Origin of the sequence: Streptomyces iranensis (genome assembly GCF_017874715.1) — a bacterium.
In the GTDB taxonomy this organism is placed as follows: domain Bacteria; phylum Actinomycetota; class Actinomycetes; order Streptomycetales; family Streptomycetaceae; genus Streptomyces; species Streptomyces iranensis.
Window position 1 is genome coordinate 1 of sequence record NZ_JAGGLR010000014.1, and the last position, 20129, is coordinate 20129.

Here is a 20129-nt window from a genome sequence, read left to right on the forward strand (position 1 = left end):
GCCACATCCGGCCGCTCCACCACATGCGACCGCAAACGAGCAGCCTGACCACACAACGACCCCGACCCACGAGCCGACAACACAAACGGCAACACAAACGGCAACACCGCGGGTGACCGCCCGGAGTCCGCCTCACCGGTCTCAGGTTTCCGGCCCGAGGCGATCGGGCCGGATGGCGCATCACTGATGACCAGGTGACAGTTCGTGCCACCCATTCCGAAGGAACTGACGCCGGCAATCAACGGGCGATCGGGCGCTTCCCACGGACCGAGGCTCTGCTGAACTCGAAGATTGAGCTCGTCCAGCGCGATATCCGGGTTCGCCAGCTCGAAGTTGAGACTGGCAGGGAGTTCGCGGTGGCGAATCGACATCGCCACCTTGATCAGGCCGGCGATCCCCGCGGCCGCCCCCAGATGCCCCACATTCGTTTTGACCGATCCGACGAGCAGCGGTTGCGTTCGCGGGCGGGCAGAGCCCACGGCAGCGCCGAGGGCGGACGCTTCTACAGGGTCACCGGCGGGCGTCCCCGTTCCGTGCAGCTCCACGTATTGAAGTTCCGTGGCGCTGATTCGAGCGCGCTCATGAGCCCGGCGTAGGACGTCTCGTTGTGCGACCTCATTGGGCTGGGTCAGGGCGCGACCGCTGCCGCCATGATTTACCGCGCTCCCGAGAATCACGCATTGCACGGTGTCACCATCGGCGAGGGCGCTGTCGAGCCTCTTGAGCACCACCAGACCGCCACCTTCGCCTGGCACATAACCATTCGCGCGAGCGTCGAAGGTGTAGCAACGACCGTCGGGTGACAGTGGCCCCCAACGGTCTGCGATGTCCAAGGACTCCGGCAGCAGATTGAGCTGCACACCGCCCGCGACAACGAGGTCCGACTCACCGGTGAGCAGACTCTGGCAGGCCATATGGACGGCGACCAGCGATGACGATTGACCGCTGTCGATGCTCACACTGGGCCCATGTACATCCAGGAAGTGAGAAAGTCGGTTGGCAATGACCGCACGTTCGATGCCGGGGTAGGTGTGCTGCGACGCTGCGGTAGCACCGTTTCGGTGTACAAGATGAGCGTAGTCGTCGGCGAAGGCACCCACGAAGACACCGAGCCGGCCGCCGCGAATGCTGTCCGGCACGATCCCCGCGTCCTCTAGCGCCTCCCACCCCAGCTCCAATACGAGTCGCTGCTGTGGATCGGCGGACGCCGCCTCTCGGGCGGAGATACCGAAAAACTCGGCGTCGAACTCGTCGACGGCGTCGAGAAATCCACCCCATGGGGGCGCGACTGTCCCATCCGAGGCACCACGTCCAGGCGGGCCATCGGTGATCGCATGACGTCCCGCGGCCAGAAGTCGCCACAGTTGCTGAGGCCCGTCAGCGCCGGGGAAACGGCACGACATACCAACCACCGCAACGTCGCCACTTTGGGCCCGGACATCCACCTGGATCGTCCCCTTCCGCGTTAGCAAATTGCGTCTTCTGGGCCACGGCAGCTAGTGCCAGAAAATCAAGTTGAAGTTGCCAGAGGCCCGCCGGTGCGAGGGTCTGACACAACTAACACGCCGTGATTCCCATCGGCTGGGCCGCTACTGCGTCGAGTACCTCACGCAATTCGGCGACGGCGAGGCCCAGCTGCACAACCACCGTCGAGTACCGGATACGTCATGCCCCGCATCCAGGTGCACAGTGCAGGCGACGAACTCTCGAACCCTATCGGCCGGTTTGTTGCGTAGCCATTCCAGTTTCCTGGGACCGAGGGAAGTCCCATCTCGTCGCGGACTCCCATCCGGCAATACCCGCCCAGCCGTAGACCCGCTCGGGAGTCAGCCGAAACACCGGCGCGCTCTGGCCGAAACGCGTGTGGACACGATCCTCACTGATCGAGAGTTCCCAGTCGTACTTCACCCCTACGCCTTCGGCGAGCACGCTGATGTCGTCGACCCCGATCACTCGGGAGCAACTGCCCTCGACCATCACCACGTCTTCGCCGACCTGCAAATTCACAGAGGCCCGCGGGTTGACCTCCAGGAATCCACCGCAGCGGTTCTGGCTCGAGAACCAGAAATTGTCCTGCCGCCAGATACCCCACAGGGGCCTGCTGTGCGGGTCACCGTCCGGGCTGGTGGTGACCAGCCAGTACGTGGGCGCCGATTCGAGCAAATTCTCCGCCCAGCTCCATGGTTTTGTCGGCCCCGGCGCGGTTTGATTGAATATGAATGCCGACGTCCCCGTCGGCTCCTGTGTGTTCTTCAACACCTCGGCAGTCATGTTGCCGTCCCTTCGCTCGTCTGCTGTGGGCGACCAGCGAGACGTACCCGTCCAGCTTTCGCGGTCCATGCTTCCAGCGCGACTGCGACACCGACACCCCACAAAGATCGCGCGGCTGAGGTCGTTCCACTGGCATGGCGACTAGGGGAGTTAGGGGGTGCCCGCGCTGACGTCGTCAGACCATGGTTGTTCACGCGACCGGCCAGGGGCAGTTTTGATCGTGCCCCACCCAAGCCTTCCTTCGGCGCAAGCCTTTCGCCGGGCTGTCGGCCTCAGCAGACGCCTGCCATGTGTCCAGGGCACGTCACGTCCGGGGTACGTCGGGCCCCACTCCGGGGTCCCCCGGACCACTGGAACAGATAGAGACAGATGGGGTTGCTCCTATGGAGAACGAGGACAAGCTTCGCCAGTATCTCAAGTTGGTCACGAGCGACCTCTACCAGGCTCGCAAGAAGATCACTGAGATGGAGGCGCAGAACACTGAGCCGATCGCCATCGTCTCGATGGCCTGCCGTTTGCCCGGCGACGTCTGGTCGCCGGAGGACCTCTGGGAGCTGGTCGCAGGCGGAACCGACGCGATCGGCGACTCGCCGACCGACCGGGGCTGGGACATGGACAGCATCTACGACCCGGAGCCCGGCAAGCCCGGCAAGACGTACACCCGCGAGGGCGGCTTCATGTCCGGCCTGGCCGACTTCGATGCGGGCTTCTTTGGCATCTCCCCACGCGAAGCCCTGGCCATGGACCCGCAGCAGCGAATCGTCCTCGAGGCCGCGTGGGAGTCGTTCGAACGTGCCGGCATCGACCCGGAGACCCTCCGCGGCACCAAGACAGGCGTGTTCATCGGCTCGAACACCCATGACTACGTGCCGTTGACCGTCACCGCGCCCCGCGAGGTCGACGGCTATCTGCTGCTGGGCAACGCGCCCAGTGTGCTCTCTGGTCGCGTCGCGTACGTGTTCGGCTTCGAGGGCCCCGCTGTCACCGTCGACACCGCCTGTTCCTCTTCGTTGGTCGCGCTGGACTATGCCGTTCGGGCCTTGCGCCGCGGCGAGTCCACGATGGCCCTGGTCGGCGGCGTCGCGTCGATGTGCTCGCCACTTGTCATGGTCGACTTCAGTCGACAGCGTGGGATCGCGCCCAACGGCCGGTGCAAGGCGTACGCGGAAACCGCGGACGGCACCGGCTGGTCGGAGGGGGTCAGCCTGATCCTGCTCGAGCGGCTCTCCGACGCGCAGGCCAACGGCCACCCGGTGCTTGCCGTCATCCGTGGTTCAGCGATCAACCAGGACGGCGCCTCCAATGGCCTGACTGCTCCTAACGGCCCCGCCCAACAACGGGTCATCCAGGCGGCGCTGACCGACGGCCAGGTTCCGATGGAGCAGGTCGACCTGCTCGAGGGGCACGGCACCGGCACCCGGCTGGGCGACCCGATCGAGGCACAGGCCCTTCTCGCCACCTACGGTCGCAAGAAGACGGACGGCGAGCCACTGTGGCTGGGCTCGCTCAAGTCGAACGTGGGTCACACCCAGGCGGCCGCAGGCGTCGCCGGCGTGATCAAGGCAGTGATGGCCATTCGCCATGGCGTCCTCCCCAAGACGCTGCACGTGGATGAGCCGACGCACGAAGTGGACTGGTCGGCCGGTGGGGTCAAGGTGTTGACCGAGCACCGCCCCTGGCCGGAGAACGAGTGGCCGCGCCGGGCAGGTGTGTCGTCGTTCGGCATGAGCGGTACCAACGCGCACGTCATCCTCGAGCAGGCGCCCGCGCTGGAGGCGGTCGAGGCCGAGTTGGTGAGCGCACAGCCGACCGCCTTGCCTTTCCTGCTCTCCGCCCGTACTCCGCAGGCCCTGGCCGGTCAGGCGACGCGGCTCCGTGACTGGCTCGCCGACGAGGACGTCGCCCTGCTCGACGTGGCAAAGTCGCTCGCGCTGCACCGCGTAACGTTCGAGCATCGCGCCGCCGTGGTCGCGGGCGACAAGGAGGAACTGCTCGCCCAGCTCGACCTGCTGGCCGGCGGCGGCAGCGGTGCTACGGCGGTCGTCGGCACCGAGTGCCGCGGTCTTACCGCGGTGATGTTCCCTGGACAAGGCCCGCAGCGCATCGGCATGGGCGCCCAGCTCGCGGCCGCGTTCCCCGTCTTCGCTACGGCGTACTCGGAGGTGCTGGGGTGGCTTGACCCCGAGCTGCCGCAGATCATAGCCGGGGGCGGCCCGACGTTGGATCGGCCCGAGTACGCGCATCCCGCGCTGTTCGCGATCGAGGTGGCGCTCTACCGCCTGGTCGAGTCGTGGGGTCTGCGGCCCGACTATCTGCTCGGTCAGTCCTGCGGGGACATCGCGGCGGCGCACATCGCGGGTGTGCTGTCGCTCGAGGACGCGGCCACCATGGTCACCGCGCGGGCACGGCTGATCCAGACCACGCCCGCCGGCGTGATGGCCACGGTCGCCGCCGGCGCCGACGTGGTGGAGCCGGTCATCGCCGACATCGAGGGCGTCTCGCTCGCCGGTATCAGCAGCCCGAGCGCGGTCACCCTCTCGGGGCTGGAGGGCCCGATCGAGGCGGCTGTGGCGCGACTGTCCGAGCTCGGGTACTCGACCCGTACGCTGCGGGTTGGCGTCGCGGGCCACTCCGCCACGATGGAGCCGATCCAGGCTCAGTTCCGGGCCGTGGTGGAGACCTTGACCTATTCGGCCCCGACCATCCCCATGGTGGTGCCCGCCGAGGAGCTGTGCACCCCTGAGTTCTGGGTGCGGCAGATGCGCGACACGGTGGACCTCGTCGGCGGCGTGGCTCGGCTGCGCGAGCGCGGCGTCACCCGATTCATCGAACTGTCGCCCGCCGCGTCGATGACCAGCCATGTACGCGAATGCTACGGCGACGAGTCGGTGGTGGTCACGCCGTCCCTCCGCACTCGGCGCGACGAAGTGGAATGCGTCGCCGTGGCGATGGCCACCCTGCACACCGCCGGCGTTGGGGTGGACTGGGCAGCCTTCTTCGCCGGCACCGGCGCGCAACGCGTCGACCTGCCCACCTACGCGTTCGAGCACGAACGCTTCTGGCTCGAGACCAGCCACGTCGGAGGGCACGACCTCAGCTCGATCGGCCTGCGCTCGGTGGACGCCCCGCTACTGGGTGCCGGCGTCTCACTCGCCAACGACGGCGGCTTCCTGTGCACCGGCCGGCTGTCGCTCTCCACCCAGCCCTGGCTTGCCGACCACGCCCTGTTCGACCGCATCCTGCTGCCCAGCACCGCATTCGTCGAGTTCGCGCTGCGCGCGGCGGACCAGGTCGGCTGTGAGCTGGTCGAGGACCTGACCATCGAGGCCCCGCTGCTGCTGGAGCGCGGCGGCGTGGCGCTGCAGATCGTGGTCGGCGAGCCGGAGGAGTCCACCGGCCGACGGTCGATCACCATCTGGTCGCAGCAGCAGGACCCGGACTCACCCGACACCGACGCAGCCTGGACACGGCACGCCAGCGGCTTTGTCTCAGGGACCGCTGGGGTGAGCCGCGACGACCCTGAGATGGCCGAGTGGCCACCCGCCGGTGTCGAGGAAGTCGAGCTCAGTGATCTTTACGAGACCTTCGCCGCGGCTGGGTACGGCTACGGGCCGGTGTTCCGCGGCCTGAAGGCCGCCTGGCTGCGTGACGGGGAAGTCTTCGCCGAGGTGGCTCTGCCCGAGCACGTGGGCGACGCCGGCGCGTACGGCATGCACCCTGCCCTGCTGGACGCCGCTCTGCACGCGATCGCGGTTACCGGCACCACCCAGGGCGTCATCCCATTCGTGTGGGCGGGCGTCCGGCTGTACGCCGTCGGTGCTTCCGCGCTGCGCGTACGACTGACTCCTGTGGGGACCGACACAGTAGCGCTGCTGGTCGCCGACGGAACCGGCCGCTCGGTACTGTCCGTCGACTCGCTGACCCTGCGGTCCGCCACCGCGAAGCAGATCGCCGAGAGTGCCCCCCAGGCCCACGACTCCCTCTACGAGATCGAGTGGATCTCCGCGGGTGAGGTCGAGGCCTCGTCGCCCACCGGCTGGGCGAACCTGGGCGGCGGAGCGCCCGCGATAGGCACGGCGTATGACGGCTTCGCCGCGCTGCGGGCCGCCCTCGACGCCGGGGCCGAGATGCCCACTCTGGTGCTGGCCGCTCCCGGTCACGACCACAACCACGACGTAGCCGCGAACGTGCACTCAGGTGTCAACCAGATGCTCGAGCTGGTGCGCCACTGGCTGGCCGACGAACGGCTGGCCACCTCACGGCTGGTCCTGGTCACCCGTGGCGCGTTGGCCACGTACGACGGTGAGCACGTCCGTGACCTGATCGGCGCGGCCCTGCACGGCCTGTTCCGCTCGGCGCGTGCCGAGAACCCAGGCCGGCTCGTCCAGGTTGACCTCGCGCCCGGCGAGCCCGACTCGGCCGTGGTGGCGGCGCTCGGCGCCGGGGAGGACGAGATCGCTGTACGCGCGGGCACGATCCTGGTGCCGCGCCTGGTCAAGGTCTCCTCCTCGACGACTCTCGCCGTGCCGGCGGAGTCGGCTGCCTGGCGCCTGTCTGCCCCCCACCCCGGCACTTTCGACGGGCTCGCCTTGGTCGAGTCACCGGAGGCGGTCGCCCCCTTGGCCGAGGGTGGGGTGCGGGTGGCCGTCCGAGCCGCCGGCCTGAACTTCCGGGACGTCATGTCCACCCTTGGACTGGTCCGCGGTCAAGAAGTGCTCGGCGGCGAGGCGGCCGGCGTGGTGACCGAGGTCGGCCCAGGAGTCGTCGGTCTCAAGCCCGGGGACCGGGTGATGGGCCTGTTCTTCGGGCCGTTCGGGCCCGTGGCCGTAGCCGACCATCGGATGGTGGTACCGATCCCGGACGGGTGGTCGTACCTGCAGGCCGCGACAGTCCCGATCACCTACTTGACCGCGTACTTCGGGCTCGTCGACGTGGCCGACCTGCAACCCGGCGAGTCTGTGCTCATCCACGCCGCCGCCGGTGGCGTCGGTATAGCGGCCGTGCAGCTGGCTGCCCATCTGGGCGCCGAGATCTTCGCCACCGCCAGCCCCGCCAAATGGGCGGCCGTTCGCGAGCTCGGCATCCGCCGCGAACGCATCTCCAACTCCCGCACCGCACAGTTCGAATCCGATCTGCTCGACGCCACCGACGGCCGCGGCGTCGACGTGGTCCTCAACTCGCTCACCAACGAGCTCGTGGATGCCTCGCTACGACTGCTGCCGCGCGGCGGCCGGTTCGTCGAGATGGGCAAGACCGACATCCGCGACGCCGACTGGGCGGCCGACACGTTCCCCGGTGTGCGCTATCAGGCTTTCGACCTGCTCGGGGTGGCGCCGGAACGGGTGCACGAGATGTTGGTCGAGCTGCTGGAACTGTTCGACCGTGACGCTCTGACCCTGCCGCCGACAACCACCTGGGACGTCCGCCGGGCTCCGGATGCGTTGAGGTTCCTCAGCCAGGCTCGGCAGATCGGCAAGATCGCCCTGACCATCCCGGTGCCCACTGATCCAGCCGGGACCGTGCTTCTGACCGGCGCCTCCGGCACACTGGGCGGCCTGGTCGCCCGGCACTTGGTCGCCGAGCACGGCGTACGCAACCTCGTGCTGGCCAGCCGGCGCGGCCCGGATGCGCCCGGCGCCACCGAGTTCGCCACTGAGCTGACCGAGCTCGGCGCCTCGGTGACGACTGTTGCCTGTGACGTCTCCAACCGCGAATCGCTGCTTGGGGTGCTGGCCGCGATCCCCGCCGAACATCCGCTGACCGCGGTTGTGCACATCGCGGGCGTCAGCGACGACGGCGTCATCGGCTCGCTGACGACCGAGCAGGTCGACAATGTGTTGCGTCCCAAGGTGGACGCCGGTTGGCTCCTTCACGAGCTGACCAAGGACCTCGACCTCTCTGCCTTCGTGCTGTTCTCCTCTGCCGTCGGGGCATTCGGCGCGCCGGGCCAGGCCAATTACGCCGCCGCCAATGCGTTCCTGGACGCTCTTGCCCGACACCGCCGCGCGTTGGGGCTGCCCGCCGTCTCGCTCGACTGGGGTCTCTGGGCCGCCGCGAGCCACATGACGACCTCCCTGCAGGAGGCCGACTGGGAACGGATGGCACGCGCCGGTATCAAGGCGATATCTGACGAGGAAGGTCTGGCCCTCTTCGACGCGGCCCTCACCGTCGGCGCCCCGGTGGTGCTACCGGTCCGGCTCAACCTGGCCGCGTTCCGCGGCGAGGTGCCGCCCCTGCTGCGCAATCAGGTCTCCGGGCGGGTGCGACGTACCGTCGTCGCGAGTGGCGGCGATGCCAGCTCGTGGACCCGCCGTCTGCTTGCCCGGACGCCGGCCGCCCGGCATCGGATTGTGCTGGATGCTGTCGCCGCCGAGACCGCGGCCGTGCTCGGGCACACGTCGGCGTCGAGTCTCTCGCCGGACCGGACCTTCAAGGACATCGGCTTTGATTCGCTGGCCTCGGTGGAGCTCCGAAATCGGATCACCGCGTTCACCGGCCTGCGGCTGCCGGCAACGGTGGTCTTCGACTATTCGGACCTCACTTCGCTGGCCGAATACGTGCTTGGCGAGGTGGTCGGCGCCAGCTCCTCCGCGCCGGCGGCACCCGCGATCGTCACGGCGGACACCGGCGGCGACGCGGTCGCCATCGTCGGCATGGCGTGCCGCTACGGCGGCGGGGTCGACTCGCCGGAGGCGTTGTGGGCGATGGTCGAGGAGGGCCGGGACGCCGCCACGGAGTTCCCGTCCGACCGCGGCTGGAACCTGGCCGAGCTCTTCGATCCCGAGCCCGGCCGGTTGGGCACGACCAACGCCCGAGCGGCCGGCTTCCTGTCCGGGGCAACTGAATTCGATCCCGAGTTCTTCGGCATTTCACCACGTGAAGCCACCGCGATGGACCCGCAGCAGCGGCTGTTGCTCGAGTCGGCGTGGGAGGCGTTCGAACGTGCTGGTATCGACCCGTCGGCGCTGCGCGGCACGAAGACCGGCGTGTTCGTCGGCCTCAGCGCCCACGACTACAGCAACTTGCTCGCGCGCGAATCGCGCGGTCTGGACGGCCACCTGCTGACCGGTACGGCGGCCAGCGTGGCCTCGGGCCGCATTTCCTACGAGTTCGGTCTGGAGGGATCCGCGGTCACGGTCGACACCGCCTGCTCGTCCTCGCTGACCACGGTGCACATGGCGGCGCAGGCGCTGCGGACCGGTGAGTGCAACCTCGCGCTGGCCGGCGGTGTGGCCGTGATGTCCACACCGGTGGTGTTCCAGGAGTTCGCGCTGCAGGGCGGCCTCTCCCCGGACGGCCGCTGCCGGGCGTTCGGCGCGGACGCGGACGGCACCGGCTGGGCTGAGGGCGTCGGACTGCTCGTGCTGGAGCGCTTGTCGGACGCCCGCCGCAACGGCCACCAGGTCCTCGCGGTGGTCAAGGGCTCCGCGGTGAACCAGGACGGCGCCTCCAACGGGTTGACTGCGCCCAACGGCCGCTCGCAACAGCGTGTGATCCGAGAGGCGCTGGCCAATGCCGGCGTCTCAGCTGCCGATGTGGACGTCGTGGAGGGACACGGCACCGGCACCAAGCTCGGCGACCCGATCGAGGTGCAGGCACTACTGGCGACGTACGGGCCAGAGCACACCGAGGAAAGCCCGCTCTGGCTTGGCTCCTTGAAATCGAATCTGGGCCACGCGCAGGCGGCGGCCGGCGTGGCCGGGGTGATCAAGATGGTCCAAGCGCTGCGACATGGCCTACTGCCCCGGACATTGAACGCCGACGAGCCCACCCCGCACGTGGACTGGTCGGACGGCGCGGTGAAGCTGCTGACCGCGGCACGGCAGTGGCCGATGCGCAACCAGCCCCGGCGCGGCGCCGTCTCCGCGTTCGGAATCAGCGGCACCAACGTGCACGTGGTGCTGGAGCAGGCACCGGAGCTCGAACAGCCGCCCGCTCCGCCCGCGCCCGATCGGATGCTCGCGCAATCCGTCAAGCCGTTCGTCATCTCAGCACGCGGCGCGGCGGCGCTGCGGGGTCAGGCAGCCAGGCTCAGCGCCTACCTTGCCGAGCACTCGGAGGTGGACCTCGACGCGCTCGGCCGCTCGCTCAGCGGTCGAGCCACAATGGAGCATCGCGCCGTGGTGCTCGCCGAGGACATGGGCACGCTGACCGCGGGGCTCACGGCGATCGCCGCCGACACGGCGGAGTCGAACGCGGACGTCGTGCTGGGCAACGGCGGTGACGTGGACCGGCCGGTCTTCGTCTTCGCAGGTCAGGGTGGCCAGTGGCGTGGTATGGCCGTCGACCTGTGGAGTACCAGCCCGCTGTTCGCCGCGGCCATGACCGAGTGCGACGCTGCGCTGGCCCCGCACGTCGACTGGAACGGCGCCACCCTGTTGGACGTCCTCACCGGCACTCCGGGCGCGCCGAGCCTGGACCGGGTGGACGCGGTGCAGCCCGCGCTGTTCGCGGTGATGGTGTCACTGGCCCGGCTGTGGCGGTCGCTCGGGGTCGAGCCGGCCGCGGTGGTCGGTCACTCCCAGGGCGAGATCGCGGCGGCCGTGGTGGCCGGTGTCCTCACTCTCGCCGACGGCGCCCACATCGCCGGGTTGCGCTCGCGCTTGATCGCCGGCCTGACCGAGCGCGGCGGCATGGGCTGGATCGGCCTGCCGGTCGCCCAGGTCCAGGAACGGCTCGCCGACTACTCGGGGCTCGGTGTCGCCGCGGTCAATGGGCCGCGGTCGGTGGTCATCTCCGGCCCCGCCGACGAACTGCAGAGCATATGCGCAGCGCTCGCGGCCGAGGAGGTCCCGGTGCGCAAGCTCCTGGTCGATTACGCGTCGCACTCGCACGGGGTGGAGGAGCTCCAGGCCGAACTCATCGACGCGCTGGCCGGCGTCGCGCCTTCTGAGGCAGAAGTGCCGTTCTACTCCACGGTCACCGGCGAGCGGGTCGACGGCGTCGAGCTGAACGCCGACTACTGGTACCGCAATCTCCGAGAGACGGTGCGGTTCAGCGCAGCCGTCGAGGCCCTCCTCGACGACGAGCACAGCTGCTTCGTGGAGCTCAGCGCGCACCCGGCGCTCGTCGACGCGGTCGAGGCGGTTGCCCAGGCCCGAAGCGCCGATGTCACCGCGTTGTGGTCGTTGCGGCGGGACGGCGGTGACGTCGAGTTCACCCGCTCGCTGGCCCAGGCCTTCGTGCACGGGGCATCGGTACGCTGGGGGACGGCGTTTCCCCCCGGCGCGCGAATCGACCTGCCCACGTACGCGTTCCAACACCGCCGGTTGTGGGTCGAGGCCGCCGGCGCGACGACCGCGAGCGCCGCCGACCTCGGGCTGATGTCCGCCGATCACCCCCTGTTGGGCGCCGCCGTGGAACACGCCGGCGATGACCAGGTGCTGTTCACCGGCAGGTGGTCGCTGGCGACCCAGCCGTGGCTGGCCGACCACGTCGTGCTCGGCACCCTGCTGCTGCCTGGAGCCGCCTTCGTCGAGCTGATCACCCACGCCGGGCGGCACGTCGACTGCGCCCGCTTGGAAGAGCTGGCCTTCCGGGCGCCGCTGGTGCTCTCAGAGAAGTCGGGTGTGGCCGTGCAAGTCGCGGTCGGCGCCGCCGACTCCACCGGTCGGCGTTCGGTCACGGTGCACTCGCAGCGCACCGAATCCGGCACCGGCAGTAAGTGGATCCTGCACGCGGAAGGCACGCTCGCCCCTGTCGGTACCGGCCCGGTGCCGGGCAATCTGACGGCCTGGCCGCCAACCGGTGCGCAGGCGGTCGACGTGACCGACATTTATGCTCGACTCGCCGAGCGCGGATACACCTACGGGCCTGCCTTCGCCGGGATCCGTGCGCTGTGGCGGGACGGCGAGGACATGTACGGCGAGGTCGCGCTGCCGAGCATCGTCCACGCCGAGGCGGGGCGGTTCGGCCTGCACCCGGCGCTGCTGGACGCCGCCCTGCAGGTGCCGGTCACCGGACTGATCGACAGCGAGAGCGAGGCAGTGATGCCGTTCTCCTGGAGCGGCATCACTGTGCACGCCCAAGGAGCAAGCTCGCTGCGGGTCGCTTTCCGACGCAAGGGCCCTGACTCCGCCACGATGCTGCTCACCGACGACGCGGGCCGGCCTGTCGCCTCATTCGACTCCATCGTCGCGAGGCCGGTCAGCCGTGAACAGCTGCGGATCGCCGTGGATACCGCGACCGACACGAACGTCGATGACGAGCACTACCGCGTGGAGTGGCGCACGCTGCCCAGCGGCACGCACCCGCCGATCGGCGGTACCTGGCTGGCGGTGGTGGCCGAGGGGCAACCGGCCGACAGCTGGGCCGCGGAAACCGTGCGCCGTCTCGCTGCCCACGCACCCAGCCTGGTGACCTGGGCCGTACCGTGCGGGCACCTCGACCGGGCGGCGCTGGCCCAGCGGCTGCGCGAGCTCGCGACGAACGGCACGAACCCGGTCGGGGTGCTGTCGCTGTTGGCCGAGAACGAGACCCCCTGCGACGACTCGGCGGCGCTGCCACAAGGGCTCGCGGGCACGGTCGTGCTCACCCAGGCCCTGCTCGACGCCGAACTCGACGTCCCGCTCTGGGCGGTGACCCGGGGTGCGGTGGCGGCCGGTCCCCAGGACCGCATCGGCTCGCCCACCCAGGCGCTGGTCTGGGGTTTCGGGCGGGTCGCCGGCCTCGAACACCCCCGGCTCTGGGGTGGCCTGATCGACCTGCCGGAGACGGTGGACGACCACGCGATAGCCGAACTGGCCGGTGTGCTCGCGGGCAGTGGCGAGAACGAGGTCGCCGTACGATCGCAGGCCGTCCTGGCCCGCCGTCTGGTCAGGGCGACGATGCCCGAGCAGGAGCCGACCCACTGGCGGCCGAGCGGTACTGTGCTCGTGACGGGTGGCACGGGTGGCCTCGGTGCCGAGATGGCCCGCTGGCTCGCCGACCGCGGTGCCGAACACCTGGTGCTCGCCAGCCGCAGCGGCGCCGACGCGGCCGGTGCGCAGCGCTTGGTCGAGGAACTGGCCGCCAAGGGCGTGTCGGTCTCGGTGATGGCCTGCGACGTCACGGACCGGGCCGCCGTGGTCGAACTACTGGCCTCCGTTCCCGCCGAGCGCCCGCTGACCGCGCTCGTGCACGCCGCCGCCAGCCTCGATGGCGGGCCGATCGCCGACATGACGCCGGCCGAGTTCGGCGACATCTTGGCTGCCAAGGTGCTTGGCGCGGCGCACCTCGACGAGCTGGTCGACCACGACAGCATCCAGACGGTGCTGCTGTTCGGCTCCATCTCGGCGACCTGGGGCGTCGGCAACCAGTCCGCGTATGCGGCTGCCAACGCCTACCTCGACGCCCTGGCCCGGGAGCGGCACGACCGCGGCGGCCACACCGTCTCGGTGGCGTGGGGCCCGTGGGAGGCCGGCATGCTGACCCACGACAAGGAGATGGCCAACTCGCTGCGCCGCGGCGGTCTGCCCCTGCTGCCGGTGGACTCCGGACTGGCGACCCTGGACCGAATCGTCGCCGAGGACGAACCGTGCCCAGTGGTGGCACGAGTCGAATGGGCCCGGTTCCATCCCCGATTCACCTCGCTGAGGCCCAGCCCGCTGCTGGCCGACCTGCCGGATGTGCGCGCGCTGTCGACGGCGGAGTCCCCGATCTCGGCCACCCGCGGCGCGGCCCTGATCGAGAAGCTCACCGCACTGCCCGAGGAGGATCGGGAACCGGCGGTGCTCGACCTGATCTGCTCGCACGTCGCGGCGGTGCTCGGCTACGACTCCGCGGAGCAGGTCGATCGCAAGCGGGCTTTCAAGGATGTCGGCTTCGACTCGTTGATCGCCGTCCAGCTGCGCAACCGGCTCAATGCGGCAACCGGGTTGCGGCTGCCGGTGACGCTCGTGTTCGACTACCCGAATCCGACGAGCCTCGCATCGTTCCTGCGCTCCGAGGTGGCCACCAGTGTGCCGTCGCCGACGGACGCAGCACTCGCCGAGTTCGACCGGCTGGAGGCGTCGCTGTCCTCGATACCGTCCGAGGACACGGAAGTACGCGACGTGCTCGTCAGCCGGGCGCGAGAGCTGCTCAGCCGGCTCTCGGGCCCGGCGCCGGCCGCGAACGCCGAGGGCGACGTGGCGACGCTGACAGCGGCCTCCGACGACGAACTGTTCAGCTTCATCAACACGCAGCTCGGCCGCCCGGACGAGTGATCCGCGCCCCCGCGGCGAACGTGCTGTTGTGTCAGTGAGAGGTCGAGGAGCAGATGGACAACGAGGACAAGCTACGGCGCTACCTGAAGTTGGTCACTGCAGACCTCATGGAGGCCCGCAAGCGGTCGGAGGAGCTCGAGCGGCGGGCCGGCGAGCCGATCGCGATCGTCGGCATGGCCTGCCGCTATCCGGGCGGAGTGCGCTCACCAGAAGATCTCTGGGAGCTGGCGGTCACCGGGCGGGACGCGATCACCCCGTTCCCGCGTGATCGGGGTTGGGACCTCGACTCGCTCTACGATCCAGACCCGGAACACCCGGGCACCAGCTACACCCAGCAGGGCGGCTTCCTGGCCGACGTCGCGGACTTCGACGCGCAGTTCTGGGGCATCTCGCCGCGCGAGGCCATCGCGATGGACCCACAGCAGCGACTGCTGCTGGAGACGTCGTGGCAAGCCCTCGAAAAGGCTCGAATCGATCCGCACTCGCTGCACGGCAGCGAGACCGGGGTGTTCGTGGGCCCGAGTGTGACCGACTATGCCGCCCTGCTGGCGCGCTACCCGACCGGGTTCGAGGGGCTCCTGCTCAGTGGCCTGGCCGGGGCCATCATCTCGGGCCGGCTTTCCTACCTCCTGGGGCTGGAGGGGCCGGCGGTGACCGTCGACACCGGTTGTTCCTCGTCGCTCACCGCCCTGCATCTCGCGGCGGGCGCGCTGCGGGCCGGAGACTGCTCACTCGCCCTGGTCGGTGGCGTTTCCGTGCTGGTCACGCCAGGCTCGTTCGTCGAGTTCAGCACCCAACGCGGGCTTGCCCCGGACGGCCGGTGCAAGTCGTTCGGCGACGCCGCGGACGGTACGTCCTGGGCCGAGGGCGTCGGCATGGTGGTGGTCGAGCGGCTTTCCGACGCCCGCCGCCACCGGCACCCGGTCCTGGCGGTGCTGCGCGGCTCGGCGATCAACCAGGACGGGGCATCGAACGGGCTGACCGCACCGAGTGGCCCGTCCCAGCAGCGGGTGATCCGGCATGCGCTGGCCGCGGCCGGGCTCACCTCCTCCGACGTCGACGCCGTCGAGGCACACGGCACCGGCACGACGCTGGGCGACCCGATCGAGGCCCAGGCGCTGCTGGCCACGTACGGGCGTGACAGGCGGCCTGGTCGTCCGCTGTTCCTGGGCTCGCTGAAGTCCAACCTGGGCCACAGCCAGTCCGCCGCCGGAGTCGGTGGTCTGATCAAGACGGTGATGTCGCTGCGGCACGGCATGTTGGCACCCACGCTGCACGCCGACCCGCCGTCCACCGAGGTCGACTGGACGGCCGGCGACATCGAACTCCTGCAGGAGTCGCGGTCATGGCCGGAGACGGAGGACCGGCCCCGGCGGGCGGCCGTTTCCGCCTTCGGCATCGGCGGCACCAACGCGCACGTCATTCTCGAGGCGGTGCCCGAAGAGGACGCCGGACGGGAAGGCGATGGCGTCGCGCACCGCACGCTCGCGGCCGTTCCCTGGTTGGTCTCCGGACGCACCGCGTCCGCCATGCGCGCCCAGGCCGCGCGGCTGGCCGCTTTCCTGACGAACCGAACCGAGCCGGCCGACCCCACCGACATCGGATACTCACTGGCCACCACTCGCGCCGCCCTGGAGCACCGCGGCGTAGTCGTGTCCACCGATCGGGATGGCCTGCTCGCCGGGCTCGACGCACTCGCTCAGGGCACACCGGACGCCGCGGTCACGACAGGCGCCACGGCACGCGGACGGCTGGCCTTCCTGTTCACCGGCCAGGGGGCGCAGAAGCTGGGCATGGGCCGTGAGTTGTATGCGGAGCAACCCGTCTTCGCCGAGGCGTTCGATGCTGTCTGCGCGCATCTGGACGGTCCGATCGGCCGTTCGCTGCGTGACCTGACCTTCGCCGAGGACGACACGCTGGGCCTGCTCGACCGCACCGGATTCGCCCAGCCGGCCCTCTTCGCTGTCGAGAGCGCCCTGTTCCGGCTCGTCGAATCATGGGGTGTACGCCCAGATTTCGTCGCGGGGCATTCCATCGGCGAGGTCACTGCCGCGCACGTGGCCGGGATACTGTCGCTCGAGGACGCTTGCGCGTTGGTCGCCGCGCGGGCCCGGCTTATGCAGAGCATGCCGCCCGGCGGCGCGATGGTCGCCGTACGTGCGGCCGAAGAAGACATCCTGCCGATGCTGGATCAGCTGGCCGGCCTCGTGTCCGTCGCCGCTGTGAACGGTCCCACCTCGGTGGTGCTCTCCGGCGACAAGAAGACGCTCACCACACTGATGGAGAGATTGGCCGACAAGGGTCTCCGCTCGCGCGAACTGCGGGTGAGCCACGCTTTCCATTCACCACAGATCGACCCGATTCTGGCCGACTTCCGGTCGGCGATCGAGGGCATGTCGTACGCCGCGCCGCGCATCCCGATCGTGCCGCTCGCACCGGGCGATGCGGACCGGGGCGAGCGGATGCGTTCGGCGGACTACTGGGTCGCCCAGGCCCGTGCAGCGGTGCGGTTCCGCGACGGCGTGGTGCGCCTGAGCGAGGCCGGTGTCACCACCTTCCTGGAGCTTGGGCCGGGCGGGGTCCTCGCCGCCCTCGGCCGGGACTGCCTGCCGCCGGCCGGTCCGGACGTACCGGAGCGGGTCTTCGTGCCGACGCTGCGTCAGGGCCGGGCCGAGCCGGCCGCGCTGATGGACGCGGTGGCTGCCCTTTTCGTCCGCGGTGTGCCGGTCGACTGGCGCGCGGTGTACGCGGGCACCGGCGCAGCCCAGCTCGACCTGCCCACGTACGCCTTCCAGCGCCGCCGCTACTGGCTGGTCGATCACCTGCCGGCGGGCGCGAGCTTGCTGGCCAACCAGGGCGTCGTCGGCGGGACGGGCGCCCCGCCGCCGGACGCCGTGCTGGCCGAGGCGATCCCGGAGATACCCTCCGTACGTGGCAGGTTGGCCGATCGCCCGCGCCAGGAGTGGGCGGAGATCCTGCTCGCCGAGGTGCGTAACCAGGCGGCGCAGCTGATGGGCTACGACGCGCTCGAGGACGTGGACGCCCAGCGGGGCTTCGCCGAGCTGGGCTTCGACTCGCTGACCGCGGCCTGGATGACCGAGCGACTGGGGGCGGTCACCGGTCTGGAACTGTCCCGCACTCTGGTGATCGACTGGCCGACGCCGTACGCGGTCGCCACACACCTGGCCGACCGCTTCGCCGCGCTCGACGACCTCGAACCACCCCCGGCCGCCCCCGCCGCCACACCGGCGGGTCCGTCGCCGACGGGCGAGGGCCCGGCGACGCCGCCCGCGACCGAACCGCTGCCGGCGCTGTTCGCCCAGGCCTGCGCGCAGGGCCAGGTGCAGGACGGGTTGGAACTGTTGGCCGTCGCCGCCCGGCTGCGTGTGGGTACCGGCTCGCCGCCGATGCGGGAGCCAGTCAGTTTCTCCCAGGGGCTTGCGGGCCCGACTCTGGTCTGTATCCCGTCCGTGCTCGCGCCGTGCAATGTCTACCAATACGCGCGGATGGCCGGCGCGCTGCGCACGACGCACAACATGGCCGTGCTGCCGTTGACGGGCTACGCCGACCACGAGCCCCTTCCCCCGACCCGAACCGATCTGGTGGCCGCGGTCGCCGAGGCGGTCCGCTCCAGTGTGACCGGACCATACGTCCTCGTCGGCTACTCCTCCGGCGGCTGGATAGCGCACGCGGCAGCCGCCCGACTCAAGGAGCTGAACACCGCACCGGAGTCACTTGTGCTGCTGGACAGCCACCTGCCCGGGAGCACAGGTTTGGCCGAGATCCAGTTCGACCTGCTCGGCGAGGCGTACGCCGAATGGACCGCGACGCAACCGCTGCGCGGCGCCGAACTGACCGCGATGGCACACCACCTACAGCTGTTCAACGACTGGGCACCCACCGAAATCAGCGGCATATCGACACTGCTGCTGCGCGCCACCGAACGAATGGGCGGCCGGCCCCGCACAGGCGAGCACTGGCAGGCCCACTGGGGTCCCGACCACGACGCCATCGACGTGCCCGGCACGCACCTGAGCATGATCGACGATCACGCCGCGAGCACCGCCTCAGCAATCATCGGCTGGCTGGCTCGACGGCCCGCTCATCCCCAACATGCAGACACCTGAGCTGCGGTCGCGACCCACCGGCCTTGGTGATGGCCGAGCAGGTCTGCGGGGGTCGGCGATGTCGACGACCCACCGGGGTGGCGCGCCCCGCCCGGCATGGGTCCCCTGGTCAGCCAGGAACGTCTCTCGTGTCGACGCCGTCGTGCTGGATACGTCTGCGGAGAACCCGCGGTTCACCCGCGGGTTCTGCGTGATGAGCTCGCTGAGCAGCGGGTCGTCGGGATGGCGACCGGCGTCGAGACGTAGCATGGCCACCGTCTCCGCGGCCACGGTCTCCGCGGCCACGGTCGACCAGTCGCGGTAGAGCTCGCGGGCGTTCGGGACGGGTCGACCTGCTGCCGGGCCTGCTCGCGCCGGCGGGGTCGGCTTGTCAACGACATCAGGTCCTGCGGACCCGGCGCCGAGGGGCAGCGTCGTCGATGCCGACGAGCGCCGGATCGACGCGCTCACGGGCGGCTCGGAGGAACTCGACGAGCTCGCCGGCTCCGCGGGCGCGGGCCATCAGCGGTCGTCCTTCCGGTTCATCGGTGTCCCTGTGCGCGACAGCCGCCGACCGTCATGCTCGTTCAGACTGCCTGGGCAGTGGGCAGGTTCGTGGTCTCGGCGATGGTACGTGGCGCGGTAACGCGGCCAAGGTGCTCGCGGGGCCGAGCAGAGCCCGGCCCCGCGGCGCGCTGCGAAACGGGCAGGCTCAGTCGCGGTGCGCGGTGGCCAGCGACCTGCTGCGCCAGGGGGCGATGTGCTCCGCGACCATCGCGTTCTTGACCTCGAGACGCTCGTAAGCGTCGCTGCCCACCAGCAGGTGCGAAGGCAGCGTCTCGCCGTCGGTCACCTCGACGATCAGCGCCGCGCCCTTGACCGGATCCCCGGGCTGGGCGTGGTTGGCCGCGTCGATCCCATCGAGCACGTGGTGGGCGGGGGTGCCGTCGTAGGCTGCCAGCCGCGCCCCGGCGACCGACAGGGAGCTGGCGTCGAAGAGGTCGGTACGGAACGCCCCGGGCTCGACGACCATGCTCTGGATCCCGAGCGGACGCAGCTCGGCGTCGAGGGCTTCGCTGATGCCGGCGACCGCGAACTTCGAGGCGCTGTACAGGCTCACCCCGGGCTCGCCCTCGAACCCCGCCCGGGAGCCGATGTGCACGATCTTGCCGTTGCCGGCGGCACGCATAGTCGGCAGGACCGCTCGCGTCACATTGATCAAACCGAAGACATTGACGTCGAACAGCGACCTGGCCTCGGCGTCGGTGACCTCCTCCAGCGCACCCACCAGCACGCGACCCGCGTTGTTGACCAGCACGTCGATCGTGGCGAACCGGTCGAGGATCTGCGCGACGGCACGGTCGATCTGGGCCTGGTCGGTGACGTCGAGGGTGACCGGATGGCATCGCTCGGCGCCGCGCAGATCGTCGGGCAACGCGTCGACACGCCGGGCGCCGACGGCGACGTCGTGTCCCGCCTCCAGGGCGTGCCGGGCTATCTCAGCGCCCAGCCCTCGGGCGGCTCCGGTGATGAACCATGTCGCCATGACGGAAACGTCTCCTTCTGC

Annotated in this window: 6 protein-coding genes and 1 pseudogene; 2 read left to right on the plus strand and 5 right to left on the minus strand. The window is 70.0% G+C overall.

From position 1 onward, the window contains the following. Both J2Z30_RS25130 and J2Z30_RS25135 read right to left on the minus strand, forming a co-directional pair. A partial coding sequence (locus tag J2Z30_RS25130; RefSeq protein WP_245388436.1) for a polyketide synthase occupies positions 1 to 1403 on the minus strand: 1403 nt, incomplete at its 3' end. Between the two features lie 310 nt (positions 1404 to 1713). Beyond that, positions 1714 to 2271: a pyridoxamine 5'-phosphate oxidase family protein gene (locus J2Z30_RS25135; protein WP_044580008.1), complete on the minus strand. Its 558-nt coding sequence runs from the start codon at positions 2269 to 2271 to the stop codon at positions 1714 to 1716. A gap of 383 nt (positions 2272 to 2654) precedes the next feature. Between J2Z30_RS25135 and J2Z30_RS25140 the strand changes: the two genes are divergently transcribed. After that, entirely contained in the window at positions 2655 to 14456 is an 11802-nt protein-coding gene (locus J2Z30_RS25140; protein WP_044580009.1) for a type I polyketide synthase, read from the plus strand. A gap of 53 nt (positions 14457 to 14509) precedes the next feature. Next, positions 14510 to 18583 (plus strand): type I polyketide synthase, encoded by a 4074-nt coding sequence (locus tag J2Z30_RS25145; RefSeq protein WP_044580010.1) that lies wholly within the window; start codon positions 14510 to 14512, stop codon positions 18581 to 18583. Positions 18584 to 18775: 192 nt separating this feature from the next. On the opposite strand, the pseudogene J2Z30_RS51780 reads toward J2Z30_RS25145, so the two are convergent. The 3 genes and pseudogenes from J2Z30_RS51780 to J2Z30_RS25155 form a co-directional block, all read right to left on the minus strand. Beyond that, positions 18776 to 18904, minus strand: a pseudogene (locus J2Z30_RS51780) (MmyB family transcriptional regulator); the annotation flags it as partial. Positions 18905 to 18962: 58 nt separating this feature from the next. Beyond that, positions 18963 to 19085: a hypothetical protein gene (locus J2Z30_RS51030; protein ID WP_281062760.1), complete on the minus strand. Its 123-nt coding sequence runs from the start codon at positions 19083 to 19085 to the stop codon at positions 18963 to 18965. 189 nt (positions 19086 to 19274) lie between these two features. Next, entirely contained in the window at positions 19275 to 20108 is an 834-nt protein-coding gene (locus J2Z30_RS25155; protein ID WP_044580011.1) for an SDR family oxidoreductase, read from the minus strand. Positions 20109 to 20129 lie beyond the last annotated feature (21 nt).

Bases quoted from the DNA above. Each gene is read 5' to 3' on its own strand.
- J2Z30_RS25135 (WP_044580008.1), bottom strand. From the start codon at position 2,271: ATGACTGCCGAGGTGTTGAAGAACACACAGGAGCCGACGGGGACGTCG.
- J2Z30_RS25140 (WP_044580009.1), top strand. From the start codon at position 2,655: ATGGAGAACGAGGACAAGCTTCGCCAGTATCTCAAGTTGGTCACGAGC.
- J2Z30_RS25145 (WP_044580010.1), top strand. From the start codon at position 14,510: ATGGACAACGAGGACAAGCTACGGCGCTACCTGAAGTTGGTCACTGCA.
- J2Z30_RS51030 (WP_281062760.1), bottom strand. From the start codon at position 19,085: ATGGCCCGCGCCCGCGGAGCCGGCGAGCTCGTCGAGTTCCTCCGAGCC.
- J2Z30_RS25155 (WP_044580011.1), bottom strand. From the start codon at position 20,108: ATGGCGACATGGTTCATCACCGGAGCCGCCCGAGGGCTGGGCGCTGAG.